The sequence below is a fragment of the Palleronia marisminoris genome, assembly GCF_900172315.1.
Taxonomy (GTDB): domain Bacteria; phylum Pseudomonadota; class Alphaproteobacteria; order Rhodobacterales; family Rhodobacteraceae; genus Palleronia; species Palleronia marisminoris.
In genome coordinates this window covers 319,374-344,005 of sequence record NZ_FWFV01000003.1, presented here as the reverse complement: position 1 = coordinate 344,005, position 24,632 = coordinate 319,374, and the positions used below count along the sequence as shown (strand labels likewise).

Genomic DNA, 24,632 nt, shown 5'->3' with positions numbered 1-24,632 from the left:
CATACTTGTATGGCAGTATGGTAGCAACCCGTCAGGGAGGACGAATCGATGCTGATCGAGCAGGCGGACAGGATCTGGGAGATCGACCAGACGCGGCCCATCGCGCCGCAGCTTCGCCGCGTCCTGCGCGAACGCATCGTCCGCAATGACCTGCAGCCCGGACGAAAGATCTCGGAATCCGAGATCGCGGCGCAGTACGGCGTCAGTCGGCAGCCGGTGCGCGAGGCCTTCATCCGCCTCTCGGACGAGGGGCTGATCGCCATCCTGCCCCAGCGCGGCACGCGCATCCGCAGGATCGGGCTGACGGCCGTGCGCGAGTCCCGCTTTATCCGCGAGGCGATCGAGGCCGACATCGTCCGGCTTCTGGCCGAGCGCCCGGACTCGGCATCCGTCGCGGAGCTGCGTGACCTCATCGACCAGCAGCACCGCATGGCCGAGGGCGATCCGTTCGACTTCATCAGGGCAGACGAGGCCTTCCACCGCGCTCTGGCCCGGTCCGCCGCCAAGGACGGGATCTGGCAGCGCGTGCAGGGGCTCAAGTCGCAGATGGACCGCGTGCGGTTCCTGTCGCTGGGCCATTTCCCCGTGCGCAAGCTGATCGACCAGCACGCGGCCATCGTCGAGGGCATCGCCAGGGGCGACGTCGCCTCGGCCGAAACCGCGCTGCGCCTGCACCTGCGGGAGGTCCTGAGCGACCTGCCGCTCATCGCGCAAGAGAATCCCGACTTCTTCGACGCCGTCCCCGACGGTGCGGAGGAGCGGGTCGTAAGACTGAATGGAGGAGACCACGAATGACCATCACCAGAACGCTCGCCACCGTCGCGGCCCTTGCCACCCTGGCAGGACCGCTTTCCGCGCAGGAGCGTACGCTCCAGCTTGGCCACCTCGCGAACGAGGAAAACTCGTGGCACCAGGCCTCCGTCCGCTTTGCCGAAGAGGTCGAGCGCCTGACGGAGGGTCGCATCGCCGTCGAGGTCTTCCCGAACGAGTCGCTCGGCAAGGAGATCGACCTGATCAACGGCATGCAGCTTGGCACCGTGGACATGACGATCACCGGTGAATCGCTGCAGAACTGGGCGCCGAAGGCCGCGCTCCTGGCCGTTCCCTACGCCTACAGCTCGCTCGAGCAGATGGACGAGGTCGCAAGCGGCGAGATCGGCGACGAAATCGAGCAGCAGATCATCGAAAACGCACAGATCCGGCCGCTGACCTATTTCGCCCGCGGCCCGCGCGAGCTGACCGCGAACCGCGCGATCGAGACGCCCGAGGACCTGGATGGGCTGAAGATGCGCGTGCCGAACGTGCCGCTTTTCGTCGACACCTGGTCCGCGCTCGGCGCCCAGCCGACGCCGATGGCGTTCTCGGAGGTGTTCACCTCGCTGCAGAACGGGACCATCGATGCGCAGGAAAACCCCCTTGCGCTGATCCGGTCGGCCAGCTTCTCGGAAGTCCAGAGCCATGTGAACATGACCGATCACGTCCGGTCCTGGATCTACCTCACGATCGCCGAGCAGACCTGGAACCAGCTTTCGGAAGAGGACCAGCAGGCCATCCAGGAAGCGGCCGAGATCGCGCAGGAATACGAGCGCGGATTGTTCGAGGAAAGCCTCGCGGCCGACCGCGCCTACCTGGAAGAGCAGGGCATGACCTTCGTCGAGGTCGACAACGCCGCCTTCGCCGAAGCCGCCCGCGATGCCGTCCTGTCCAACGTCAGCGAAGAAATCCGCCCGACGGTGGAAGAGCTCTTCGCCCAGCAGGCGGAATAAGCCTGCGCGCCGCCGACCGCAGTGCGGGTCGGCGGCCTTCACTCCCCCTGAAACCCGGAGCCAGAGATCATGCGGTTCGTGCAGTTGCTGGAAGATGTCGTGATCGCGGTCTTTCGCGTCCTGGTCGGCATCTCGTTTCTGGTGCTGATCGTGGCGGTCCTCGTGCAGGTCACCGGCCGCCTTTCGGGCGCTTCACCCGTCTGGACCGAAGAGCTGACCCGCTTCGCCCTTCTCTACCTGGCCGCGATCGGGGCGGGGCTGTCCCTGCGCACCGGCGACCTGGTGAACGTCGACGTGGTCTGCGAGTCGATGCCGCCTCGGATCGCCTGGTGGCTGAGGCTGATCTCGGCGGCGCTGGTCGCCGGCCTGGGGCTCTACCTGCTGCCGATGGCGTGGCAATACACGAAGATCGGGACGTTCCAGACCTCGCCCGCGCTGGGTCTTCAGATGAGCTACGTCCATTTCACCATGTTCCTGATGCTCGCGCTTCTGGCCTTCTTCGCGGTCCTGCGCGTCGTCGGCATGATCGCGGGCACCACCAATGGCCGCCCCGACAACCTCAACCTGCCGCAGGAGGACTGAGGCGATGGACGTGACCATCCTGTTCCTGGTCTTCGTGGCCGGCCTTGTCATCGGCGTGCCGGTTGCGGTGACGCTTGGCCTGTCCTCGCTCGCCTATATCTTCGTGACCGGCCTGAACCCGGTCGCGATCCCCCAAAAGATGTATGCAGGGATGGACGTCTTCGTCCTCCTGTCGATCCCGGGCTTCATCCTTGCGGGCAACCTGATGAATCGCGGCGGGATCACGCAGCGCATCATCCGCTTCGCCTCGGCGCTTGTCGGCTGGGTCCGGGGCGGGCTGGGCCTGACGAATATCGCGGCCTCGATGCTGTTCGGCGGCGTCACCGGAACGGCCGTGGCCGATGCCGCCTCGATCGGCAGCGTGATGATCCCGGGCATGAAGAAGGCCGGCTATCCGGCGGATTTCTCGGCGGCCGTGACGGCTGCCTCCTCGACCGTGGGGCCGATCATTCCGCCCTCGGTGCCGATGATCATCGTGGGCTCGCTTGCCGGGATCTCGGTCGGGCAGATGTTCATGGCCGGCGCGATCCCGGGCATCCTGATGGGCCTTGCCATGATGGTGACCGCCTACATCATCGCCCGTCGCAAGAATTTCCCGCGCCAGGAATGGCAGGGCTGGGGAGAGGTCGCGCGGTCATTCGGGTCGGCTTCCTGGGCGCTGGCGATGACCGGCCTCATCATCTACGGGCTCCTGTCCGGCCTCGCGACGCCGACCGAGACGGCCATCGTCGCCTCCGTCTACGCCCTGTTGGTGGGCGGCATCATCTACCGCGAGCTTCCCTGGCGCGCCGTCCCCGGTATCGTGATCGACAGCGCCATCTCGTCGGCCGGTATCCTCGCGCTGGTGGGCTTTGCCAACGTGTTCGGCTGGATCCTCGTGTCCGAGCGCATCCCGCAGACCATCGCCGACGGAGTGCTTACGATCTCGGACAATCCGTTCTTCGTGATCCTGATCATCAACCTGCTCCTGCTGTTCGTGGGCATGTTCATGGAGACGATCGCCGCGCTCATCATCCTCTTCGTGCCGCTGCAGCAGTTGGCTTTCGCGGTGGGGATCGACCCGATCCACTTCGCCACGTTTGCGGTGCTGAACCTGATGATCGGCCTGACGACGCCGCCGGTGGGCGTTTGCCTCTTCGTCTGCGCGGGTATCGCGCAATTGCCGCTGGCGCCCGTGGTCCGCGCGATCCTGCCCTTCCTGGCGACCAACATCCTCGTCCTGCTGGCCGTCAGCTACATCCCGGCCCTGTCCACCTGGCTGCCGCGCCTCGTGGCCAACTGATCCCGAACTGGACTTTCCATGAGCGACGACATCCGCATCTGCCGCCTTCACGCCAAGGGCGACCTGCGCATCGAGACGCAAGCCGCGACCGCCCCCGGACCGGGAGAGGTCGCCGTCGCCATCGGCGCCGGGGGCATCTGCGGCTCGGATCTGCATTACTGGCAGGATGGCGGCATCGGTACGATCCGCGTGCAAGAGCCGATCATCCTGGGCCATGAAGCGGCCGGTCACGTGGTGGCGCTGGGCGAGGGGGTCACGGGCGTGGCGATGGGCGATCTGGTCGCGGTGAACCCCAGCCACCCCTGCGGCTCGTGCGATTTCTGCCGGCAGGGCCTGCCGAACCAATGCGCCAACATGAGGTTCCTAGGTTCGGCCATGTATCTTCCACACGCGCAGGGCCTCTTTCGCGAGCGTGTCACGGTGGGCGCGGGCCAGTGCCACCGCCTGCCGGGGAACCTCACGGTGGCAGAGGCCGCCTGCGCAGAGCCGCTGGCTGTCTGCCTTCACGCCGCCCGCATGGCCGGTGACCTCGCAGGAAAGCGGGTCCTCGTTACCGGCGCCGGACCGATCGGCGCGCTTGCCACGGCGGTCGCGGCGGCGCAGGGCGCGGCCGAGGTCGTGACGACCGACCTGCAGGACCTGCCGCTGGAGGTCGCGCGGAGGATGGGCGCGCATCGCACGGTCAACGTGGCCGCGGATCCGTCGGGGCTCGACCCATGGAAGGACGGGAAGGGGCAGTTCGACCTGGTCTTCGAATGCTCCGCCGCCGCACCCGCCATCGCGCAGGCGGTCGAGTGCCTGCGCCCGCGCGGGCACCTGATCCAGGTCGGATCGGCCGGACCGACGGTGGTTCCGCTGAACCTGCTGGTGGGGAAGGAGATCACGTTCCAGGGCTCGTTCCGCTTCGATCGGGAATTTGCCGAAGCCGCCGAGGCCATCGGATCTCGGCGGATCGACGTGCGCCCCGCCATCACCGGGTCCTGGCCGGTGGAAGAGGCCGAGGCCGCCTTCGTTGCTGCTGCCGACCGCACCCGCTCGGTCAAGGTCCACCTACACTTCGACCGCACCTGAGGTTGGCGCCTGTCGGGTTCCCCGGAGGAGCCGTCGCTAGTCTCCGCTACCCTCCGGAATGGGCTCGAGAAAGCTGATCGGATCGAGGCGGACGAGGCCCCGGACATTCGCGATCCTCTCGACGGCGCGCTCGCTCGAGGCCGTCAGGTGCGCACGAAGCGCGTGCTGTGACTCGGAAAGCCGTCCCTGTCGAAGGTGTTCGACCACGTCGAGATGTTCGCCGAGAAACGGCTCGATCGGGTACATGTCCGCCGTGAACCGATAGAAAAACCGGTGCGCGAGAAGGAGTGACTGGGTCTGCAGCATGGTCTGGCGCAGCATCCCGTTGGTGCACTGGCCTATGAGATCGAGGTGCAGCTCCCGCTCGAGCCCGTCGAGGCCTTCCGCGGTGGGCGCATCCTTCATCGCGGCCCGCAACGAGCCGATCATGCGGTCGAGTTCCGAAGGCGGGATTCCGGCGGCCGCGCTTTCCAACGCCGCGGGCTCGAGGATTGCTCGCAGCTCGTAGAGTTCATGCACCCGCCTGTCCGAAAGCTGCGGCGCGATCCAGCGCTTGCCTTCGTGCATGACGAGGCCGCGGCTCTGCAGGCGGGCAAGCACTTCCCGCGCCACCGTGCGGCTGACGCCGAAATGCGAGCCCAGAGCCGTCTCGATCACCCGCCAGTCGCCGAACGCAATCCGGCTGGTAATCGCCTCTTCTGCCTCGGAATAGATACGTTGCCATGTCGGCCGCGTCTCGAAGCTGACAGGTGCTGCCGGGGCGGTGGCACCCGTGTCCTCGCGCGGTTCGGGAGGCGCGGCCACGACATAGCCGCGTGACGGAGCGCGGGCCTGAACGACGAAGCCCCCGGCGGCAAGTTCAGCCAATGCCTGACGGGCCGGTGCGCGAGAGACGCCGAAGCGCGTCGCCACGCGGCTTTCGAGCAACCGCGTTCCGCGTTCCAGCGATCCTTCGGAGATCTCCGCCGAAAGCACGCCCACGATGCGATGATAGAGCGGCGGTTCCGCACCTGCGGGCTCGGACGAGCCGGTTCTGTCGCGCATTCGATCTTCCATTTCCGGCAATCTAGCTCGTCCGCGCCGTCGACGCAAAATCCGAGGTTGATCGGTCGGGCCAGAAGTGTCTAACGTATACATTAGACGTTACCGGAGGACCCCATGGGCGGCAGGCTGGAAGGAAAGCGGGCACTGATCACCGGCGCGGGCCAGGGCATGGGGCGGGCAACCGCGCTCGCCTTCGCCAAAGAGGGCGCGGAAGTCATCGCCACCAGCCGAACCGCTGGGAAGATGGCGGATCTGCCCCAGGCGTCCTCTGCGATTGAGGTTCATGGCCTGGACGTTGCCGATGCCGATGCGATCAGCCGGCTCGCCGAAGCGGTCGGGCCGCTCGATATCCTCGTGAATTGCGCGGGCTGGGTGGCTGACGGGCCTCTCGTCGAGTCCTCCGACGACGACTGGATGCGCAGTTGGGAAGTCAACGTGATGGGCCCGATGCGGCTGATCCGGGCGACGTTGCCCGCGATGCGGAGCCGCGGCGCGGGCAGTATCGTCAACGTCGCGTCGGTCGCCTCGAGCGTCACGGGCGTCAACAACCGCGCGGCCTATGGGGCCACCAAGGCCGCGCTCATCGGGCTGACCAAATCGGTGGCGCGGGACCACATATCCGAGGGGATCCGCTGCAACGTGCTCTGTCCCGGGACGACCGCGACCCCTTCGCTTGACGACCGCATCGCGGCGACCCCGGACCCCGAAGCGACCCGGCGCTCGTTCACGGACCGCCAGCCGATGGGCCGGTTGGGCACCGTCGAGGAAATGGCCTCGGCGATCCTGTGGATGGCATCGGACGAGGCCGGGTTCATGACGGGCGAGATCGTGACCATCGACGGAGGGCAAACGCTGTGACGCCGCGCCGCTCAGCTCCCGCAAAGCTGGAAAGGTTCTGCAAGGACGTCCTCCGTGCTTCCGGTGCGGATGCGCAAAGCGCCGACGCGGCCGCGCGGGCGATGCTGCACGCAAGCCTGTACGGCGTGGACAGTCACGGCGTTCGGCTTCTGCCGCACTACGACCGGGTGATCCGTGGCGGGCGTGTCAACGGCGCGCCGAACATGGCGTTCCAGCGCACGAGCGGGGCCGCGGGCCTTCTTAACGCAGACGACGCGCATGGTGCGCGCGCGGGCTACGCCGCGGTGGATCATGTCTGTGATCTTGCCGCCGAGCAGGGGATCGGGGCCGTCGGCATCAGGAACAGCTCTCATTTCGGGGCGGCGGGGGCTTACGCCGTCGCGATCACGCAGCGCGGGATGATGGGCGTCGTGTTCTGCAACTCGGACAGCTTCGTGCGGCTGCATGATGGCGCGGCCCGGTTCCACGGGACGAACCCCATCGCGGTGGCCGTCCCGACCGGCGAGGAACATCCCTGGCTGCTCGACATGGCGACGAGTGCGGTGCCCTACAATCGCGTGCAGCTCTACAAGTCGCTCGGGCGCGAACTGCCGGACCATACGGCGTCGGATGCCTCGGGTAGGGATACCCGCGATCCCGAAGATGCCGACATGCTCGCCCCGCTCGGCGGGGAATTCGGCTTCAAGGGCGCCGGGCTGGCCGGGATGGTCGAGATCTTCTCGGCGGTCCTGACGGGGATGCGCCTCAGCGCCGAGATCCTCCCGATGCCGGGTCCCGACTTCTCGACGCCGCGCGAGATGGGGGCGTTCGTGATGGCCCTCGATCCGAACGCGTTCGCGGGGGGCGAGGCTGTCCGGGACGGGATGACACGATACCTGACCGCCCTGCGCGCGAGCCCCGCGCGGGACGGCTGCACCGTCATGGCACCCGGCGACCGCGAATGGGCCGAAGCCGCCCGGCGACGCCGAGAGGGCGTGCCGGTCGATCCCGATACCGCAGCCGAATTCGACAGACTTGCGGAAGAGGAGGGCATTGTTCCGCCATTTGACTGAAGCCGCGCGGAAAGCCGCGCCGATGAAGGGGGAGGAGACCCGACATGCAGACCAGAGAACTCGTACTTCACACAGGTGCCGCGGCGCTCGCGCTGGGCCTGATGGCCACGACCGCCGACGCGCAGGAAAGCTACAACCTGCGGTTCAACCACGTGCTCGGGCCGAACGAGCCGTTCCACCAGGGCTTCCTGGACTGGGCCGAGCGCGTGGAGGAGCGCACGGATGGCCAGTTGACGATCGACGTGTTCCACTCGTCGCAGCTTGGCGTGGAAGAGGACATCATCGAGCAGATCCGCCAGGGCGCCAATGTCGGGCAGAACACCGACGCTGCGCGCCTCGGCAACTACGTGCCCGGCATCGCCGTCGTGAACGGGCCGTACTTCCTCGAGGACAAGGAGCAGGCCTTCCAGCTGTCGGAATCGGAAACGATGCAAGGCTGGATGGATGAGCTTGCCAGCGAGCATGGCATCCAGGTCGTGTGCTTCGACTGGGTCCAGGGTAACCGCCACTTCTTCACCAATACCGACGTGCGCACACCCGAGGATCTCGGCGGGTTGCGGATCCGGACGCCCCCGGCGCCGATCTGGCAGGAATCGATCCGCGCTCTCGGAGCGGCACCGACGGCGATGAATTTCGGCGACATCTATACCGGCCTGCAGAGCCGCGCGGTCGACGGGGCCGAGCTCGTCTATCCCAACATCACGGCGGCGAACCTCAACGAGGTTCTCGACTACGCGATCGAGACCGGTCACATCCTGCTGACCAACTTCCAGGTCGTCAGTTCCGAGTGGTTCGAGGGCCTGCCGGACGACGTGCAGACCGCGCTGGTCGAGGAGTGCCGGACCGCAGGGCAGGAAACGTCCGAGGTTATCGCGCAGGCGGTCGAAGAGGCGAAGTCGCAACTTCAGGACGCAGGCATGACCGTGATCGAGGACGTCGACATCGACGCGTTCCGCGAGGCCGGCATGGGCGCCTACGAAGCGCTCGGGCTCACGGATGCGTACGAGACCGTCCGCGGCGAACTTGACGCCATGGGCGAGTGATCCCGCGAGACGGGTAGTGGAGGACGTGGTGGTGCGAAGGTTCGAACGGATCGAGGTCGCCGTGGCCGGAACCTTCCTGGTTCTGATGGTCGCGATGATCTTCACCGGCGGCGTCGCGCGGATGATGCGCATGCCGCTGAACATGACCATCGACCTCGCCACCTGCTTCTTCGCCTGGGCCACCTTTCTCGCCGCCGACATCGCCTGGCGGCGGGACGGGCTGATCGCCATCCGGATGCTTCCCGACAACCTGCCGCCGCGGGCGGCCTTCTGGCTCGGCATGGTGAACTTCGGGATCGTCCTCGCGATCCTGGCCTACGGCATGTACGCGGGGTGCTGGCTGGCCTGGGTCAGCCGCGCGCGCAGCTTCCAGGGGATGCCGAACGTGTCCTATTCGTGGGTGACGCTATCGCTACCGGTCGGCTCCGCACTGATGTTCGGAACCACCCTGACCAAGATCCGCGACCACTGGCGGGCGCGACCGTGATCCTGGTCACCATCGCTTTCGTCATCCTGCTGATCTGCGGCCTGCCTGTCGCATTCGCCATGGCCGCTGCCGGAGCGGTCTTCTTCATGCAGCACCCCGAGCTGCCGTTCACCCAGCCGGCGCAGCAGACGATTTCCCAGACCCAGAACTTCACCCTTCTCGCGGTGCCGCTTTTCATCCTCGCGGGAAGCTTGCTGAACCGGTCGGGCATCACCCAACGCCTGCTGGACCTTGCAACAATCCTGACTGGGCGCATGCGCGGCGGGCTCGCGCAAGCGTCGCTCGCGCTGTCGGCCCTGATCGGCGGGGTCTCGGGATCGGCCATCGCCGACGCGGCGATGCAGTCGCGCATGATCGGGGGAGAGATGATCGCGCGCGGCATGCCCCGTGGCTTCGTCGCCGCCATCCTGTCCTTCGGCGCGGTCCTTACCCCGATCATTCCGCCGGGCATCGGCATGATCCTGTTCGGGACGATCGGGCAGGTTTCGATCGGGCGCCTTTTTGCCGCGGGCCTCGTGCCCGCTCTGCTTCTCTGGATCGCACTGGGGATGGCGACGGCGATCACCGCGCGCCGCAACGACTGGAAGCCCGAGCGCAAGGTCCGACCGACGGCGAAGGAGACCGTTCGGGCACTGGGCGCGGGTTTCTGGGCGCTTCTGTTCCCCGTGGTGCTTCTCTTCGGCCTTCGGAGCGGCTTGTTCACGCCGTCCGAGATCGGCGCGTTCGCCGTGGTCTACGGCATGATCGTGGGTTTCGTCATCTACCGCGAACTGGATCTGCGGGGCTTCGGCGACAGCGTGGCGATCTCGTTGGGTGACATCGGCGCCGTCATGCTTCTGATCGCGATGAGCGCGGCGCTGAGCTACGGCATCGTGCTGGAGCGCGTGCCCGAAGCGGTTGCGAATGCCGTTCTCGGAGTGACCGAGAACCTTCAGCTCATCATGGTCATGGTGGCGTTGCTGGTTCTGATTGCCGGCTTCTTCATCGACGCGACCGTCCTGATCATCATGCTGACCCCCATCGTCCTGCCATTGGTGCGCGCCCAGGGCGGTGATCCGGTGCATTTCGGGATCGTCTTCATCGTCGCCGCGACGCTGGGGAACTTCACGCCGCCAGTGGGCGCGGCGATGTACGCGGTTTGCACGATCCTGAAGGTTCCCGTCGGGGCTTATACCCGCGCCTCGATCCCCTTGCTGATCGCCGTCACGCTGGCGCTGATCGTGATGATTTTCGTCCCGGGCCTGATCCTGTTTCTTCCGAACCTGATCTTCTGAAGCGACGCGCATGGGGAGCCGGATCTGGAGCATCCTTGCGCTATCGCCTCGCGCGCGGCTTTCGCCTTTACCCTGCAGGAACCAGGCGCCAAGATGGCATGAGGTCGAGGCGGGCCGCCCCTCTCGTGCGATGAATTGCATCGCTGCGGTCGAGTTCGCCCAAGGAAGTATCGGAGCAGTTCATGGACTTTTTGGCACGAGCGACGTCCCTCGTCGGCGGCACGATGGTCGCGCTCAGGCGCGTCGGCGCACCCAAAGCGCAGGCGGTTGGCACGTCGCCTACCATTCCCGACGCCAAGAAGCAGGGGATCATGACCCTGAAGATGCCGACGGCGCGGGGCTGGGAAGCGGGACACGTCCCCGAGGCGGCGCCGGGCCTGAAGGTGAATGCCTTCGCGTCCGAGCTCGAGCATCCGCGCTGGATCGAGGTTCTGCCGAATGGCGACGTCCTCGTGGCCGAGTCGAAGGAGCAGCCGGGCCCCCCGAAGACACTGTTCGACCGCGCCGCACAGGCGACCATGCGGCGCGCCCGCGCGATCGGGGATAGCGCGAACCGCATCTCCCTCTGGCGTGACGAGGACGGCGACGGCGTGGCCGAGCGTCGCGAGGTCTTCCTCGAGGGGCAGAACCAGCCGTTCGGGATGGCGCTGGTCGATGGCACCTTCTACGTCGGCAACACGGACGGGATCGTTGCCTTCCCGTATCAGGACGGTGCGACCCGCCTCGACGGGCCGGGCCGCAAGCTCGTCGACTTCAAGCCGCACGGCCACTGGACGCGCAGCCTGATCGTCTCGCCCGACCGGACGAAAATCTACGCCGGCGTCGGATCGCTCAGCAACATCGGCGATGCCGGCATGGCGGCAGAAGAGGGGCGGGCGGCGATCTGGGAACTCGACCTCGCCTCGGGCAAATCCCGCATCTTCGCCAGCGGCCTGCGCAACCCGGTGGGCCTGGCGTGGGAGCCGACGACCGAGGCCCTTTGGACGGTGGTGAACGAGCGCGACGGCCTGGGGGACGAGACGCCGCCCGACTACCTCACCTCGGTTCAGGATGGCGGCTTCTACGGCTGGCCCTATTGCTACTGGGGCAAGATCGTGGACGACCGCGTCGACCAGGATGCGTCGCTGGTCTCGCGCGCGATCAAACCGGACTTCGCGCTCGGCGGTCACACGGCCTCGCTGGGGCTGTGCTGGATGCCGGAGGGCACGCTGCCCGGCTTCCCGGACGGCATGGTCATCGGCCAGCACGGGTCGTGGAACCGCTCGACGCTGAGCGGCTATAAACTGATCTTCGTGCCATTCCAGAACGGCCGCCCTGCGGGACAGCCGCGGGACATCCTGTCGGGCTTCTTGTCCGAAGACGAAAAGACCTGCTTCGGACGTCCGGTCGGCGTCACGATCGGGCCGGACAAGAAGTCGCTTCTGATGGCGGATGACGTCGGCGACGTGATCTGGCGGGTGACCGGGGATACGTGACGCTGGAGTTGGCGGACTTGGCTTCGCGCCGACGGGCACTATCCCCGACGCGCTGAAGCGACGTCGGTGTCGCCGGGCAGCCGGTGAAGGCCGCGCCGCAGGCCTCGGGCATCACGGACGATGTGCGAGACTGTATTCGCCGCAGGACGGCCTCGCATGGACCCGCGAGGCGCAGTTTTCTGCGACGCGCCATTCTCTGTTCAGCCGTCCCGGGTCGCAGCGCCCGTCTCGCGGTCGATCCACGCCATGAGCAACGCCACGACCTGCCCCTCTTCGGTTTCCGTCAACTCGCGGCCGCGTCCGATGTCGTGCCACTTCTGCAGGCATCCACGACAGCAGGTGGCGGTGGCGTGCTGTGCCACGAAGACGGGGTGCCCGCGCATCGGCGTCTGTCGTCCGTCGTTGCGCGGCGAGGCGGGGGCCAGCCTTTGCCGGATGAAGTCGCGGGCATGCTCTTCGATGGTGCCACGGCCCTTTGCTTCAGCGTAGGCACGCTCGCGCTCGCCGAGGCGGAAGCGGGCTCGAAAGCGCGAGGTCGCCAGCCTCGCGAAGATGTGGGAGTGCTCGCCCATCCGTGGCCTTCCCGGACCTCTGTTCCGAAGGGCTTTGGGTTACCATGTAGAGTTCTGCAACACCACCGACGCCCTTACCGGCCAGCGGCAAGTGGGAACTGACGATGAAGGAACGACCGATGACCATCTTCGAAATCGCGATCGAGACGCGTTTCGCGGCAGCGGACGAATGCGGAGGCGTGGGGTGCGTCGTCTACGGGATGTTCGACGACGACATCGCGCCAGAATACGACCTGGAGTTCGCGGCGCACCTGCCCGAGCCGGTCGGAGCGTTCGGCACGTTGGCGGTATGCGTCGAGGCCCTTGCAGCGCTGCGCGGTGACGTCAGGCCTGGGGATCACATCGACATCGCGCTGCCCACCAGCATCGCGGCGATCACCGTCGACACGCTCGGTGCCGCAGACGCCGCCGAGATGCTGGACGAGTTCTCCGACGCGGTCGCCGACCTGCGGCGATCGGGCATCGGCGTCCGTGTCACCCGCCACGATCGCGCGAACGAGGACTCGCTCGCGCGCGCCGCGGCGCTGGCCGAGCTTGCCGTCGACGTGACCGCGCTGGCCGCCTTCGAGGCAAAGCGGGACTGAACCACCGGCGCCGGCTCAAGGCGCGAGGTTGGGCTCTCTCAACCATCCCGGCGCGTGGACCACCCGGTCGCAGCGGGCCAATCGCGCCAGCCGCAGGAGTTCGGCGTCGAGACGCCCGAGCCGCCGGTTCGGCATCGTCACACCGGGTTCCGGCCAGAAGGCCGTGACATGCAGGGCGCCCTCTGCTCGCCGCGCGCGCGCATCGAGGCGCCCGATCAGCCGGTCTCCCTCGAGAACCGGAAACACGCAATATCCATACCTGCGGCGCGGTTCCGGCACGAAGACCTCGATGCGGTAGTGGAATCCGAAGAGCCGCTGCGCGCGCGCGCGGTCGCGTAGCATCGGATCGAAGGGCGACAGGATGCGAACCCGGTTCGGCGGCGGGGAAATGTCGGCAGCTGCCTCGGCGAGGCCGGGCCGGGCGACATGGCGGCGGAGGGTGCCGTCCGCGCCCTCGACCTCCACCGGCTCGACCTCTCCGCGCTTCAGAGCCGTGGCGGCCCAGGCCTTGGCTTCCTCCGGACGGACCATGCCCCAGAATGCTGCGATCTCCCCCGATGTGGCAAAGCCCAGGCGGTCGAGCGCGGCGTTGCAGGCCCAGGCGATCGTCGCCTGCACGGACGGAGGTTCCACATCGGGATAAACGCGCTCGGCGAGATCGTAGATCTTGGCGAACCCGTCGCGCCGCGCGATCGCGAGGCGGCCGGACCGCCACAGGAATTCCAGCGCGGTCTTCGATGGGTGCCAGTCCCACCAGCCAGCGCGACGCGGCTCGTCCCGCTCGCCAATCTCGCCGCTGCCGACCGGGCCCTGCTCGGCAATGTGGCGGATCACGTCTTCCAGCACCACTTCGAACTCCGGGCCCTGCCATCCGCGGTAGCGGGCGCGAAGGCGTTCGGCGTCGCGGGCGAAGCGCAGGTGCCAGTATGGCAGGAACTCCATCGGGATGATCGAGGCGTCGTGGGTCCAGTGCTCGAAGACGTCCCGGTCCCGCGCGTGCAGCAGCCCCAGCGCCTTCGGCCGGTAGGTCTGGCGACGCGACCACAGGATCATGTGGTGCGCCCGCTCGACCGTGTTGATGCTGTCCACCTGCACGAAGCCGAGCCGACGGATCAGGTTCAGCAGTTCCTCGCCCCGGGCGGCACCGACCGGGGGTTCTCCCAAAGCGTGACGGTCGAGGAAAATTCGCCTCGCCGCAGGGTTGGCTATGCGCGGACGGCTCATCGTGACACGTCCAGTCGGAGCTTTGTCAGGCGGAGAGGCATCGTCATCCGCGAGACGATAGCAAGCCGCGTCCGAGTGTCACAAGGGTCGATGAGCCCGGGCGTAGAGACGAAGCAAGCCCTGCTCAACGCTTGTTCGCGACGGGACCGGCGGTGGGATCGTCGGCAGGCGGATGGCGTCATACCGGCCGTTCTAAGTCCAGCCTTCGGCGCCGATCAGCGGGACGAAGTTCACCGCGCCCAGCTCTTCCTCGTCCCACGCATCGTCTGCGGTGCGGCGGATCCGCGTCAGGGTCTGGTGCCGGTCGCCATGCTGCACGGGGATCACCAGCGCCCCGCCGATGGCGAGCTGGTGCTTGAGCGACTCCGGTGCGGTGGGGGCGCCGGCGGCCACGAGGATCGCGTCGAAGGGGCCGGCCTCGGCCCAGCCGCGCGTGCCGTCGCCAGTGCGGATCGTCACGTTGTCGTAGCCAAGCCGGGCAAGGCGTGCCTCGGCCTTCCGGGTGAGAGCTTCGTGCCGTTCGATCGCATGCACGCTGGTCGCGATCCGGCTGAGCACCGCCGCGGCGTAGCCCGAGCCTGCGCCGATCTCGAGCACCCGGTCGCCCGGGCGCAGTTCGGCCGCCTCGATCATCAAGCCGACGATGTAGGGTTGCGAGATCGTCTGCCCGTCGCCGATCGGCAGGGGTCTGTCCTCGTAGGCGAATTCCTCCATGCCCGGATCGACGAACACCTCGCGCGGGACCGTGCGCATCGCCTCGAGCACATGGCGATCCCGCACGCCACGGCGCTCGATCTGGCGCGTGACCATTGCTTCTCTGTCCGTCGTTCTGTCGGTCATGGTGTCTGCCGTTCGGATAGTCGGGCCGGGCCGGATGGCGTCGCGGGGGTCGATGGTAGACCGTATCGCTTCCCGGCGTAACGTGGGGTCAACCTTCGTGAGCGCCTGCTGTTCCGCCCGTGATCCCTCACCGCTCGGCGGTCAGCACGAAGAAATAGGGGGGTGCCAGGGGCGTCTGCATCAGGCCCAGCAGGCGGGTCTCGTCGATGCGGCGGAAGTGGTCCACGATCGGCTGTCGGTCATAGATCATCGCGGTGCCGAGACAGCCGCGGAACTCGACCCTCGCGAGACTTGCCGCCGGTCCACGCGCACGCAGGGCCCCGCGGACGAGGCCGAAGCCGGCGCGCACCGGAACGCTTCGCGCAAGGCGGGGCCAGCGAAGGGCGACCGTCAGGGGCATGAGCGCGGGATCGAGCGCGAGACCGGGGTGGAAGACCAGGGGATCGGCGCGCCCGTCGCCGTCGAAGCGCTTTCCCCGCCAGCCGAGGCGCTCGAGCAGGCCGTCGAGCGGGTGACCTGTCGGCATGCCGTCACCCCGCCACGCGCCGGCCATCTCGTCGGGCGTGACGACTGGCAGCCCGTCGAAGCGGGCGAGCGCGGCCTTGGTCGAGGCACCGTTCCGACGCCACCGGCGCACCCAGTTCGGCTCGACGTCGGGGTCCGTGGGGGCACCCATCTCCTCGCCGGGCGCCTCGGGGTCCAGCGCGGCGGCGAGCTGGGCGGGAATCTCGCTCGGCGCGCCGCCATAGCGGGCCGAGTGGTGGAAGCCGGTGACGCGGCGGGCGCCTGTGGCGTGCGCGATCTCTCCGGCGGCGCGGGCCGTCAGGTGCGATGTGGCCGTGGCGCGGCCCCGGTCGGCCTCGGCGAAGGCGGCTTCTATGAACAGGTGGTCGGCGCCGCGCGCGAGGTCCACGATCCTTTCCCGGTTGCCAGGGGTGTCTGCGGCGTCGGTGACATAGGCGACCCGCTGGCCCGGCCCGACCTGGAAGACGCGCTCGCGGAGTTTGCCGAGGTGCATCGCGTCGTGGCCGGGGATCGCGACGCGCTGTTCGTCGGGCGCGCCCGCGCGGATGGCGGCTTTGGCGACGTCGAGCCAGGATCCCACCGGCAGGCCCAGATCGTCGAGTCCCGTGCGCCACACATTGACGCGCAGGCTCTCCTGCAGGGCGAAGGCGAGCGAGGGGATGCCGTGGTCGAGCGCCACCGCCTCGACGGCCAGGTCATCCTCGGCATGGGCGACGCCATCGCCGAAGGCAGGGGGTGACAGGTCGCGGCGGCGAAACGCCTCGCGGGCGCGAAACTCGGCGGCGGCCGCGATGCGCCGGCCGTCGAACTCGTGGACCGCGAGGCGGAAATCAACCGACGTCTCATCCAGAAGGTTCCAGCTGAAGCCGCCGAGCCGGCTCTCGGTCTGGCGCAGGAACCCCTCCGGCCCGATCAGGGTGAGGGGGCGCGGTCGGTTGAGGCGCAGGCGCAGCAGCGGGTCGAAGCCCGCGACGTGATCCATGTGGGCGTGGGAGACGAAGACGTGGCTGACGCGCAGAAGCTCCCGAGGCGATAGGGGTCCGAGGTCGCCGAGGTCGAACAGCATGGCGCGCCGGCCGAAGCGGAAGTCGAGATAGATTCCGGGATCGCCATCGGGCGGATTGACGAGGCGAGGCTGGACGAACTGGCTCATCTCGGCACCTTCACGGAGGGACCCTTTCGGCCGGGTCGGAAGCGGTCGTTGCAGGTTCGGGGGGTCACCGCCGCTCGCGGCCGAGCCTGAACCAGCGGTAGCCACTGCCTTCGAGCGTCAGGGTGCCGTGCGTCCGTTCCTCTTCCTCTGCCGACGACAACAGCGTGATCGCGTGACCTTCACCAAGGTCCGCGGGCATGACCTCGATCGCTTCGTCTCCGAGATTGTGCAGCGTCAGGACCGCGGCGCCGCGCCATTCGCAGATCAGCCCCAGAACGGGTTCGGGCAACCCGTCGAGAGGTCGCCACTTGCCCCATCCGATCCCGGGGCAGGCCCGGCGCGTGCGGATCATGCCCTGGATCTCTTTCAGCAGCGAGTTCGGACGCCTGCTCTGCTGCTCGACATTGGTTTCGCAGTACCCCAGAGGGCCGTCCGCGACGACCGGGCGGACGGTGGCGCCGTCGGTGTGCGAGAACCCCCCATGTTCCTCGTCGTTCCACTGCATCGGCGTTCGCACCGGACGACGCTCGGGCAGCGACAGGTCCTCGCCCATCCCGATCTCGTCGCCATACCACATCACCGGCGTTCCCGGCAGCGCGAAGAGCAGCGAATGCGCCAGCGCCACGCGTCGCGCGTCGCCACCCAGCATCGGGGCGAGGCGGCGCCGGATGCCGCGGCCGTAGATCCGCATGTCCTCTTCGGGGGCGAAGGCATCGAACACCTCCTGCCGCTCCGCCTCGCTCAGCTTGTCGAGGCTCAGCTCGTCGTGGTTGCGCAGGAAGTTCGCCCATTGCGCCTGTTGTGGCGGTCTGTCGGGGCGGGAGCTCAGGGCCTGCGCGATCGGACGCGCATCCTGCCGCGCGAGGGCGAGCCAGAGCATCTGGTTGAGCGGAAAGTCGAAGATCAGGTGCATCCGCTCGTCCGAGCCGAAGGTTTGGCCCCCGAAGTAGCTGCTGGACTGGTCCCGCGTCACGTTTGCCTCGGCCAGCAGGATCGCCTCGGCACGCCGCCAGGACAGGAAGTCGCGCATCTCGGAGAGAAGGAGCAGCGGGTCCCGCTCGGGCTCTTCCTTCAGGCCCTTGTACTCGACCAGGAACGGCACGGCGTCGATCCGGAAGCCCGAGACGCCCAGCTCGAGCCAGAAGCCCATGATCCGCTGGATCTCTTCGCGGACCTCGGGATTGGCGATGTTGAGATCGGGCTGATGCGCGTAGAAGCGGTGCATGTACCACGATTGCGTCGCCTCGCAGTAGGTCCACACGGCATCCTGAACGCCCGGGAAGATGATCCCCTCGGTGATGTCCTCGGGTTTTTCGTCGCTCCAGACGTACCAGTCCCGGTAGGGCGAGTCCCGCGAGGCACTGGCGGACTTGAACCAGGGATGGTCCTTTGAGGTGTGATTGACGACGAGGTCGAGGATGACCCGAAGCCCCTTGTCCCGCGCCGCCCGGCAGAAGGCCACGAAATCGCCGGGGCTGCCGAAGACGGCATCCACGCCGTAGAAATCGGTGATGTCGTAGCCGTTGTCGCGATTGGGCGAGGGGTAGAACGGGTTGAGCCACACGGCTGTCGCCCCGAGCGCCTCGAGGTGGTCCAGCCGGTCGGTCAGGCCGCGGAAGTCGCCGATGCCGTCGGCGTTCGAGTCCACGTAGGTTTCGACATCGAGGCAGTAGATGATCGCGTTCTTGTACCACAGGTCGAGCATTGGTGCGTTCTCCGTGCCGGGTCGCGCTGGATGCCCGGCGTTTGGCCTGCTCAGACCGTAGTGCCCGGGCGGAGATCTCCAAGGCGCGTCTTCGGAAACATCGGGCGCGTTCGGCAGTTGGAAACAGGCGCATGGCCGCGCGGGATGGGAGAGCAGGATGAGCGCAATCGAAACCACGGAACCGCGTCCGCTGAACGTCGTCATCACCGGGGCGTCCGCCGGCGTCGGTCGGGCAACTGCACGGTGCTTCGCCGAACGCGACGGTGCCAATATCGGCCTGATCGCCCGCGGGCGAGGGCGGTTGGACAGCGCGGCCGAGGATGTCCGATCCCGCGGTGGGACGCCGCTCGTGCTGCCCTGCGACGTCTCGGACTGGGAGGCGGTCGACGCGGCCGCAAACCGTTTCGAAGATCAGTTCGGACCTATCGATGTCTGGATCAACTGCGCCATGGTCACCATGCTGGCGCCGTTCGAGCAGATCGAACCCGCAGAGTTCCGACGTATCACCGAGGTCACATACCTTGGTTACGTGCACGGCACACTCGCGGCGCTGCGGCGGATGCGGCCGCATGACCGGGGCGTGATCGTGCAGGTGGGCTCTGCGCTCGCCTACCGCTCGATCCCGTTGCAGTCCGCCTATTGCGGCGCGAAGCACGCGATCGTCGGCTTCACCGATTCGATCCGGTCCGAATTGATCCATGACGGCTCGGTGGTGCAGATTTCGGCGGTTCACCTTCCGGCCGTGAACACGCCGCAATTCGACTGGATGCGCAACCGGATGCCGAACCGGCCGCAACCCGTGCCGCCGATCTACCAGCCCGAGGTTCCGGCAGACGCCATCCACCACGTCGCGCACCACCCGCAACGCGAGCTGTGGGTCGGCCGGTCGGCCGTGATGACGATCCTTGGCCAGAAGCTCGCGCCGGAGCTTCTTGACGAAAAGCTTGCGGATGCCGCCTATTCCGGGCAGCAGACGGACGAGCGTGCGAGTGAGCGGCCCGACAACCTGTTCGATCCTGTCGAGGGCGATTATTCAGCGCATGGCCGCTTCGACGACAGGGCGACCTACCACGCTCCGGCCCTCGCGGCGGCCAAGCAGCGGCCCGGTCCGCTCGTCGCGGGCCTAGCCGCGCTGGGCGGGGTCGCACTGGCGGCATATCTTCTGAGCGGGCGCGGCCGGGACTCCTGAAGCGGCATCACGAGGTGAAGTAGCGCTTGAAGGCGTTCTTGATGATCGCGCCTTCGTCGGGGTCGCCTTTCATCAGCGTGCTGAAGTAATTCTTCCGCTGCTGGGACGTGATCTTCGGCGGAAGCGTCGGAATCGTCGCGTCGCAGACGCAGTCGATCACGACCGGCCGGTCTGCCGCGAAGGCCTGGTCCCACGCCGGTCCGACCTGGTCGGGATGCTCGACCCGAAGGCCGATAAGCCCCAGTGACGCGGCATAGGCGGCGTAGTCGAAGGGCGGCACCTTCTGGGTTTCCTCAAGCTGCGGGAAGCCGCCCATGGCGCGCATCTCCCAGGTGACCTGGTTGAGGTCCTCGTTGTTGACGACGGCGATCACGCAGCGCGGATCCTCCCAGACCCGCCAGTATTTCGCGATGGTGATGAGCGCCGCATTCCCGAGCATCTGCATCGCCCCGTCGCCGACGAAGCTGACAGCGACCCGGTCGGGATGGGTGAACTTGGCCGCCGTGGCGTAGGGCACGCCGGGGCACATCGTGGCCAGCGTTCCCGACAGCGACGCCTTCATCCCTTCACGAATCCTGATGGCGCGGGCGTACCAGTTCGCCGAGGTTCCACTGTCGGCCGAGATGATCGCGCCGTCCGGCAACCGCGGCGAGCATTCCCAGAACAGGCGCTGCGGGTTCACCGGGTTGCCCTCGTGCATGGCCCGCTTCTCGACGCCCTCCCACCACTTGGCGACGTTCTTCTCGATCTTCTCGCGCCAGGATCGGTCGGACTTGTGCTCGAGGTAGGGCAGCAGGGCGGCCAGCGTGTCGCGGCTGTCGCCGACGAGGTTGACCTCCATCGGGTAGCGGATCGACAGCATGCCGGGGTCGATGTCGATCTGGATGCCCCGCGCCTTGCCCTCTTCGGGCAGGAACTCGGAATAGGGAAAGCCCGAGCCGACCATCAGGAAGGCGTCGCACTCCATCATCAGGTCCCAGGAGGGCGACGTGCCCAGAAGGCCCATCTGCCCCGTGACGTAAGGCAGGTCGTCCGGCAGCGCGGCCTTGCCGAGCAGCGCCTTGCATACGCCCGCCCCCAGCGTCTCGGCCACGGCCTTGACCTCTTCGCCCGCGCCCATTGCGCCGGCGCCGATCATGATCGCCGGCCTCTTCGCGTCGTTCAGGATGGCAGCGGCGCGACGTAGCTCTTCCTCAGGCGGGAAGCTGCGGGGCTTGGCCGGGTAGCCGACGCCGGAATGGACGGTGCCATGCTCGTGCGGGGGGCTCTCGACGGCGTCTTCCTCGCCGACATCGTCGGGCAGGATGATCGCGGTCACGCAGCGCTTGGCCTTAGCGATGCGGAAGGCGCGGTCGATCAGGTGGCGCATCTGCGCCGGCGACTGGCAGTAGTGGACGTAGTTGTGCGCCACGTCCTTGAAGAGGGTTAGCAGGTCGACCTCCTGCTGGTAGCTCCCGCCCAGGGCCGCGCGGTCCTGCTGGCCGACGATGGCCACCACCGGCTGATGGTCGAGCTTGGCATCGTAGAGCCCGTTCAGCAGGTGGATTGCTCCGGGACCCGAGGTGGCGAGGCATACGCCCGGCTCGCCCGTCCACTTGGCGTGGGCGCAGGCCATGAACGCCGCCTCTTCCTCGTGGCGGGCCTGAACGAAGGTGAAGCGGTCGATCGCCTTCTCCAGCGCCTCGAGGGTCGAGCTGATGCCGTCCCCCGGAAAGCCGTAGATGTTCCGAACGCCCCAGTCGGTCAGGCGCTCCAGCATGAAGTCGGCGGTTGTCTTGGCCATGTCGCTCTCCCTTGGGTGCCTGGGGGACAGCTTGCCGTGCGTTCGTCGAAGGTTTCCCCCGTGTCGAACGAACGACGAGATGGCCCGTGCGTTCCGGCCGTTGATGAAGGCAGGGGATGCGGCGCGGTGAACGTGCGCGTACAGCAAGCGCGGGTAACCCATGCATGCGAGGTCGCCGCCACAGGCTTCAGGCGTGGCATCCGCGCGCCCGTGTTCCCCGGGCTTTTCGACCGGAACCACCAGTCGGATGTGACGGTTTTTGAAACACCGTCGCGGATCAAGCGGCGTACCTGTTCTACGAGGAGAAGCGGCATGAAGGAAGAAGAAGGCGCGCTCACCGACGTCGTCGACGAACTGGAGAAATGCGCTCAGGATGCGGGTGGCGACCATGTTCGCGTGGGTCACCTGATCGACGCGCTCGATCACCGTGGCTATGGCCCCGCGCTCGCCGTGCTGCCGCTGATCGAGCTCTCGCCCATCGGCGGCATTCCGGGGTTTCCGACGCTCCTCTCCGTGTTGCTCGCCATCCTGACGGTGCGCCTGCTCATGGGGTATGAACATCTCTGGGCCCCTGACTGGCTGCGCCGGCGCAAGCTCGACTCGGGGCGGGTGATCAAGTCGATGGAATGGCTGAAGCCCGTGTCGCTGCGGATCGACGCGAAGCTCCACAAGCGCCTGTCGCGCTTCGCAGGACCGGCGGGGCGGCGCGCGGCCTGCATCGTGATCCTGTGCCTGCTTCTCACGGTCCCGCCGCTCGAATTCGTGCCCTTCGCGAGTTCGGGACCCATGATCGTCATCGCGATCTTCGGACTGGGCCTCCTGTTCCGCGACGGGCTTTTGATGCTGCTGGGCTTCTTCGGCGCCGCGATCGCGGTCGTCGGAGGGATATGGGCCCTCGTCGGATCGGGCGGCTCGTCGGGCTGACGTTCCACAGACCGCCGCCATGCAGCGAGATCACCCGACCCTGCAGGGCTTGTCGGCCCGCGATCTCGCGGCTAGTGTTTCCGAAGAATCCGTTGGGGTGCCCCGTCTGGGGCTGAGAGGCGCGAGCTAACCCATCGAACCTGATCCGGGCAATACCGGCGTAGGGAACGGAGCACGATCTGGCGCGGCCGATGGCTGCCGCCTTTTCTTTCTCCTCCCGGCGTCGGTGGAGAAAGCGAATGACGCCGCACGTATCCGCACTGACCATTGCAGGCTCCGACAGCGGCGGAGGTGCGGGCGTTCAGGCCGACCTCAAGACGTTCTCGGCCCTCGGGGTCTATGGCACCAGCGCGATCACAGCCATCACCGCACAAAACACGCGCGGCGTCTTCGCGGTCGAGGCGGTGTCGCCCGCCATGGTCTCGGCCCAGATCGCCGCCGTGCTCGACGACATCGCGCCGCAGGCGATCAAGATCGGGATGCTGGCTTCGGCCGAGATCATCGCCGCGGTTGCCGCCGCGCTCCGGGGCTACGGCGGCCCGGTGGTGCTCGACCCGGTGATGGTGGCGAAGTCGGGCGACCCGCTGCTGGCGGAAGAGGCCGAGGCGGCGCTGATAGAAAGCCTGCTGCCCCGCGCGGACGTCCTGACGCCGAACCTTCCCGAAGCCGCGCGCCTGCTGGGCCGCGATCCGGCCCGGACCCCAGAGGAGGCCGAGGCGCAGGGCAGGGCGCTGCTTGGTCTCGGCGCTGGCGCGGTCGTGATGAAGGGCGGCCATGCGGCGGGGCCGACCTGCATCGACCGGCTCGTGACGGCCTCCGGCGTCCTGGCGATGGAACAACCACGGCTCGCCACGCGCAATACCCACGGTACGGGATGCAGTCTGTCGTCAGCCATCGCAGCCGCACTGGCAAAGGGAGCCACCCTGGAGGCGGCGGTGCGGCAGGCACAGTCCTGGCTGCACGGCGCGATCCGCGCGGCGGACGGGCTGGGGATCGGCAGCGGCCACGGCCCGGTCCACCACTTCCACGAGGTCTGGACCTGATGCGGGCGACGGTCCTTGGCGCCGGCGTAGCCGGGCTTTGCGTAGCGACGGAACTGGTCGCGCGGGGCTGCGAGGTGACGGTCTTCGATCCTTCGCCCCGCCCGGGACCGCACGGCTGCTCGTGGTGGGCCGGCGGGATGCTGGCCCCCTTCTGCGAGGGCGAAACGGCAGAAGAGCCGGTCGTGCGGCTGGGTCAGGAAGCGGCGGACTGGTGGGAACGGCAAGGGGTCAATGTCGAACGGCGCGGGACCGTCGTGGTGACGCTCGGGCGTGACCGGAATGAGCTGGACCGGTTCGCGCGGCGCGTCCAGGGGCACGAGAGGCTCGACGCGGCCGCCCTCGCCGCGCTCGAGCCGGACCTGAGCGGCCGCTTCGATCGCGCCCTGCACGTTCCGGGCGAAGCGTATCTGGACCCCAGGGCCGCGCTGGAACATCTGCGCGACCGGCTCGAGCATTCGGGCGCCACGTTCGTGGCCGAACCCGGTCCCACGACGGGCGTGACCTTCGACTGTCGCGGGTTGGCGGCGCGGGATGCCCTGCGGGACCTGCGCGGGGTGAAGGGTGAGATGGCGGTGCTGCGCAGCGCGGACATCCACCTGACGCGCCCGGTCCGGCTGCTGCACCCGCGCTTCCCGCTTTACGTCGTGCCGCGGCCGGGGGGCCTTTTCATGCTCGGCGCGACGCAGATCGAAAGCGACGACCGCCGGCGCAGCGTACGCTCGGTCCTCGAACTGCTGTCCGCCGCCTACGCGCTGCACCCCGCATTCGGCGAGGCGGAGCTGGTCGAGATCGGCGCCGACGCCCGCCCCGCTTTCCCCGATAACCTGCCCCGCCTCGTGCGACGGGGCGAGACGATCCACGTCAACGGCTTGTTCCGCCACGGATTCCTGCTCGCGCCCGCCCTCGCGCGGATGGCGGCAGAGGCGGCCTGCGACGGCACCAGACCGGAGCTTTACCATGAAGATCATGATTAACGGCACTGCAACCGAGGTGCAGGCCGAGACGCTGGGCGCCGTTCTGGACGAGCTTGGCTACGGCGACGCCAAGGTCGCCACCGCCGTCAACGAGGACTTCGTCCCGGCATCGGCGCGCGGGCAGACGGCGCTGTCCCCCGGCGACCGTGTCGAGATCGTCGCCCCCCGGCAGGGAGGCTGAG

Annotated in this window: 24 protein-coding genes and 1 riboswitch; of the genes, 17 read left to right on the top strand and 7 right to left on the bottom strand. The window is 67.8% G+C overall.

Features of this window, described 5'->3' with window-relative positions; all coding sequences use genetic code 11:
• The first annotated feature begins 48 nt into the window (after positions 1-48).
• From PAM7066_RS07930 to PAM7066_RS07910, 5 genes are all read left to right on the top strand, one after another.
• Entirely contained in the window at positions 49-795 is a 747-nt protein-coding gene (locus PAM7066_RS07930; RefSeq protein ID WP_085853603.1) for a GntR family transcriptional regulator, read from the top strand.
• The gene (locus PAM7066_RS07925; RefSeq protein ID WP_085853602.1) at positions 792-1,766 is read left to right on the top strand and encodes a TRAP transporter substrate-binding protein; all 975 of its coding nucleotides are present in this window, start codon (positions 792-794) and stop codon (positions 1,764-1,766) included. The genes PAM7066_RS07930 and PAM7066_RS07925 overlap by 4 nt, the downstream gene beginning before the upstream one ends.
• Before the next feature lie 69 nt (positions 1,767-1,835).
• The gene (locus tag PAM7066_RS07920) at positions 1,836-2,348 is read left to right on the top strand and encodes a TRAP transporter small permease (RefSeq protein WP_175484596.1); all 513 of its coding nucleotides are present in this window, start codon (positions 1,836-1,838) and stop codon (positions 2,346-2,348) included.
• A 4-nt stretch (positions 2,349-2,352) separates the two neighbouring features.
• Positions 2,353-3,630, top strand: a complete 1,278-nt coding sequence (locus PAM7066_RS07915) for a TRAP transporter large permease (RefSeq protein ID WP_085853601.1) — start codon at positions 2,353-2,355, stop codon at positions 3,628-3,630.
• An 18-nt stretch (positions 3,631-3,648) separates the two neighbouring features.
• Positions 3,649-4,701 carry an L-idonate 5-dehydrogenase gene (locus PAM7066_RS07910; protein ID WP_085853600.1) on the top strand — a complete coding sequence of 351 codons (1,053 nt, stop codon included), beginning with the start codon at positions 3,649-3,651 and terminating at the stop codon, positions 4,699-4,701.
• Between the two features lie 36 nt (positions 4,702-4,737).
• Here the strand turns inward: PAM7066_RS07910 and PAM7066_RS07905 are convergent, their stop codons facing one another.
• Entirely contained in the window at positions 4,738-5,745 is a 1,008-nt protein-coding gene (locus PAM7066_RS07905; RefSeq protein WP_175484595.1) for a GntR family transcriptional regulator, read from the bottom strand.
• A gap of 114 nt (positions 5,746-5,859) precedes the next feature.
• On the opposite strand from PAM7066_RS07905, the gene PAM7066_RS07900 reads away from it, so the two are divergent.
• The 6 genes from PAM7066_RS07900 to PAM7066_RS07875 all read left to right on the top strand — a co-directional run bounded on the left by PAM7066_RS07900 (position 5,860) and on the right by PAM7066_RS07875 (position 11,934).
• A complete protein-coding gene (locus PAM7066_RS07900; RefSeq protein ID WP_085853598.1) occupies positions 5,860-6,603 on the top strand; it encodes an SDR family oxidoreductase in 744 nt (247 codons plus the stop codon).
• Positions 6,600-7,655: an Ldh family oxidoreductase gene (locus tag PAM7066_RS07895; RefSeq protein WP_085853597.1), complete on the top strand. Its 1,056-nt coding sequence runs from the start codon at positions 6,600-6,602 to the stop codon at positions 7,653-7,655. The genes PAM7066_RS07900 and PAM7066_RS07895 overlap by 4 nt, the downstream gene beginning before the upstream one ends.
• 44 nt (positions 7,656-7,699) lie before the next feature.
• Entirely contained in the window at positions 7,700-8,698 is a 999-nt protein-coding gene (locus PAM7066_RS07890; protein ID WP_085853596.1) for a C4-dicarboxylate TRAP transporter substrate-binding protein, read from the top strand.
• 31 nt (positions 8,699-8,729) lie between these two features.
• On the top strand, positions 8,730-9,185 hold the full coding sequence (locus PAM7066_RS07885; RefSeq protein ID WP_245749624.1) for a TRAP transporter small permease: 456 nt from the start codon (positions 8,730-8,732) through the stop codon (positions 9,183-9,185).
• A complete protein-coding gene (locus PAM7066_RS07880; RefSeq protein ID WP_085853594.1) occupies positions 9,182-10,459 on the top strand; it encodes a TRAP transporter large permease in 1,278 nt (425 codons plus the stop codon). The genes PAM7066_RS07885 and PAM7066_RS07880 overlap by 4 nt, the downstream gene beginning before the upstream one ends.
• Positions 10,460-10,641: 182 nt before the next feature.
• Positions 10,642-11,934 (top strand): PQQ-dependent sugar dehydrogenase, encoded by a 1,293-nt coding sequence (locus tag PAM7066_RS07875; protein WP_085853593.1) that lies wholly within the window; start codon positions 10,642-10,644, stop codon positions 11,932-11,934.
• Positions 11,935-12,134: 200 nt separating this feature from the next.
• On the opposite strand, the gene PAM7066_RS07870 is transcribed toward PAM7066_RS07875, so the two are convergent.
• On the bottom strand, positions 12,135-12,506 hold the full coding sequence (locus PAM7066_RS07870; RefSeq protein WP_085853592.1) for a DUF4186 domain-containing protein: 372 nt from the start codon (positions 12,504-12,506) through the stop codon (positions 12,135-12,137).
• Positions 12,507-12,625: 119 nt separating this feature from the next.
• Between PAM7066_RS07870 and PAM7066_RS07865 the strand changes: the two genes are divergently transcribed.
• A complete protein-coding gene (locus PAM7066_RS07865) occupies positions 12,626-13,090 on the top strand; it encodes a hypothetical protein (RefSeq protein ID WP_085853591.1) in 465 nt (154 codons plus the stop codon).
• A gap of 15 nt (positions 13,091-13,105) precedes the next feature.
• On the opposite strand, the gene PAM7066_RS07860 is transcribed toward PAM7066_RS07865, so the two are convergent.
• The 4 genes from PAM7066_RS07860 to PAM7066_RS07840 form a co-directional block, all read right to left on the bottom strand.
• Positions 13,106-14,314 carry a winged helix-turn-helix domain-containing protein gene (locus tag PAM7066_RS07860; protein ID WP_085853590.1) on the bottom strand — a complete coding sequence of 403 codons (1,209 nt, stop codon included), beginning with the start codon at positions 14,312-14,314 and terminating at the stop codon, positions 13,106-13,108.
• A 192-nt stretch (positions 14,315-14,506) separates the two neighbouring features.
• A complete protein-coding gene (locus PAM7066_RS07855) occupies positions 14,507-15,154 on the bottom strand; it encodes a protein-L-isoaspartate(D-aspartate) O-methyltransferase (protein WP_085853589.1) in 648 nt (215 codons plus the stop codon).
• A gap of 127 nt (positions 15,155-15,281) precedes the next feature.
• A complete protein-coding gene (locus PAM7066_RS19160; RefSeq protein ID WP_217639941.1) occupies positions 15,282-16,832 on the bottom strand; it encodes a DUF4334 domain-containing protein in 1,551 nt (516 codons plus the stop codon).
• 64 nt (positions 16,833-16,896) lie between these two features.
• Entirely contained in the window at positions 16,897-18,537 is a 1,641-nt protein-coding gene (locus PAM7066_RS07840) for an alpha-amylase family protein (protein WP_085853588.1), read from the bottom strand.
• A gap of 157 nt (positions 18,538-18,694) precedes the next feature.
• Here PAM7066_RS07840 and PAM7066_RS07835 point away from each other — a divergent pair, with 157 nt between their 5' ends.
• Positions 18,695-19,726, top strand: coding sequence for an SDR family oxidoreductase (locus tag PAM7066_RS07835; protein WP_085853587.1), 1,032 nt, complete (start codon positions 18,695-18,697; stop codon positions 19,724-19,726).
• A gap of 7 nt (positions 19,727-19,733) precedes the next feature.
• Here PAM7066_RS07835 and PAM7066_RS07830 read toward each other — a convergent pair whose 3' ends face one another.
• Positions 19,734-21,509 (bottom strand): thiamine pyrophosphate-requiring protein, encoded by a 1,776-nt coding sequence (locus PAM7066_RS07830; RefSeq protein WP_085853586.1) that lies wholly within the window; start codon positions 21,507-21,509, stop codon positions 19,734-19,736.
• A 36-nt stretch (positions 21,510-21,545) separates the two neighbouring features.
• Here PAM7066_RS07830 and PAM7066_RS07825 point away from each other — a divergent pair, with 36 nt between their 5' ends.
• From PAM7066_RS07825 to thiS, 4 genes are all read left to right on the top strand, one after another.
• Entirely contained in the window at positions 21,546-22,433 is an 888-nt protein-coding gene (locus PAM7066_RS07825; RefSeq protein WP_246799782.1) for an exopolysaccharide biosynthesis protein, read from the top strand.
• A gap of 83 nt (positions 22,434-22,516) precedes the next feature.
• Positions 22,517-22,617, top strand: a riboswitch (TPP riboswitch).
• A gap of 55 nt (positions 22,618-22,672) precedes the next feature.
• The gene (gene thiD, locus PAM7066_RS07820) at positions 22,673-23,476 is read left to right on the top strand and encodes a bifunctional hydroxymethylpyrimidine kinase/phosphomethylpyrimidine kinase (protein WP_085853584.1); all 804 of its coding nucleotides are present in this window, start codon (positions 22,673-22,675) and stop codon (positions 23,474-23,476) included.
• Positions 23,476-24,450 (top strand): FAD-dependent oxidoreductase, encoded by a 975-nt coding sequence (locus tag PAM7066_RS07815; protein ID WP_085853583.1) that lies wholly within the window; start codon positions 23,476-23,478, stop codon positions 24,448-24,450. The genes thiD and PAM7066_RS07815 overlap by 1 nt, the downstream gene beginning before the upstream one ends.
• The gene (gene thiS / locus PAM7066_RS07810; protein ID WP_085853582.1) at positions 24,434-24,631 is read left to right on the top strand and encodes a sulfur carrier protein ThiS; all 198 of its coding nucleotides are present in this window, start codon (positions 24,434-24,436) and stop codon (positions 24,629-24,631) included. The genes PAM7066_RS07815 and thiS overlap by 17 nt, the downstream gene beginning before the upstream one ends.
• Position 24,632: the final 1 nt, after the last annotated feature.

What these genes read in the sequence shown, in the direction of transcription:
- PAM7066_RS07930 (WP_085853603.1), top strand. Translation starts at nt 49, where the DNA reads ATGCTGATCGAGCAGGCGGACAGGATCTGGGAGATCGACCAGACGCGG.
- PAM7066_RS07925 (WP_085853602.1), top strand. Translation starts at nt 792, where the DNA reads ATGACCATCACCAGAACGCTCGCCACCGTCGCGGCCCTTGCCACCCTG.
- PAM7066_RS07920 (WP_175484596.1), top strand. Translation starts at nt 1,836, where the DNA reads ATGCGGTTCGTGCAGTTGCTGGAAGATGTCGTGATCGCGGTCTTTCGC.
- PAM7066_RS07915 (WP_085853601.1), top strand. Translation starts at nt 2,353, where the DNA reads ATGGACGTGACCATCCTGTTCCTGGTCTTCGTGGCCGGCCTTGTCATC.
- PAM7066_RS07910 (WP_085853600.1), top strand. Translation starts at nt 3,649, where the DNA reads ATGAGCGACGACATCCGCATCTGCCGCCTTCACGCCAAGGGCGACCTG.
- PAM7066_RS07905 (WP_175484595.1), bottom strand. Translation starts at nt 5,745, where the DNA reads ATGCGCGACAGAACCGGCTCGTCCGAGCCCGCAGGTGCGGAACCGCCG.
- PAM7066_RS07900 (WP_085853598.1), top strand. Translation starts at nt 5,860, where the DNA reads ATGGGCGGCAGGCTGGAAGGAAAGCGGGCACTGATCACCGGCGCGGGC.
- PAM7066_RS07890 (WP_085853596.1), top strand. Translation starts at nt 7,700, where the DNA reads ATGCAGACCAGAGAACTCGTACTTCACACAGGTGCCGCGGCGCTCGCG.
- PAM7066_RS07875 (WP_085853593.1), top strand. Translation starts at nt 10,642, where the DNA reads ATGGACTTTTTGGCACGAGCGACGTCCCTCGTCGGCGGCACGATGGTC.
- PAM7066_RS07870 (WP_085853592.1), bottom strand. Translation starts at nt 12,506, where the DNA reads ATGGGCGAGCACTCCCACATCTTCGCGAGGCTGGCGACCTCGCGCTTT.
- PAM7066_RS07865 (WP_085853591.1), top strand. Translation starts at nt 12,626, where the DNA reads ATGACCATCTTCGAAATCGCGATCGAGACGCGTTTCGCGGCAGCGGAC.
- PAM7066_RS07860 (WP_085853590.1), bottom strand. Translation starts at nt 14,314, where the DNA reads ATGAGCCGTCCGCGCATAGCCAACCCTGCGGCGAGGCGAATTTTCCTC.
- PAM7066_RS07855 (WP_085853589.1), bottom strand. Translation starts at nt 15,154, where the DNA reads ATGACCGACAGAACGACGGACAGAGAAGCAATGGTCACGCGCCAGATC.
- PAM7066_RS19160 (WP_217639941.1), bottom strand. Translation starts at nt 16,832, where the DNA reads ATGAGCCAGTTCGTCCAGCCTCGCCTCGTCAATCCGCCCGATGGCGAT.
- PAM7066_RS07840 (WP_085853588.1), bottom strand. Translation starts at nt 18,537, where the DNA reads ATGCTCGACCTGTGGTACAAGAACGCGATCATCTACTGCCTCGATGTC.
- PAM7066_RS07835 (WP_085853587.1), top strand. Translation starts at nt 18,695, where the DNA reads ATGAGCGCAATCGAAACCACGGAACCGCGTCCGCTGAACGTCGTCATC.
- PAM7066_RS07830 (WP_085853586.1), bottom strand. Translation starts at nt 21,509, where the DNA reads ATGGCCAAGACAACCGCCGACTTCATGCTGGAGCGCCTGACCGACTGG.
- thiD (WP_085853584.1), top strand. Translation starts at nt 22,673, where the DNA reads ATGACGCCGCACGTATCCGCACTGACCATTGCAGGCTCCGACAGCGGC.
- PAM7066_RS07815 (WP_085853583.1), top strand. Translation starts at nt 23,476, where the DNA reads ATGCGGGCGACGGTCCTTGGCGCCGGCGTAGCCGGGCTTTGCGTAGCG.
- thiS (WP_085853582.1), top strand. Translation starts at nt 24,434, where the DNA reads ATGAAGATCATGATTAACGGCACTGCAACCGAGGTGCAGGCCGAGACG.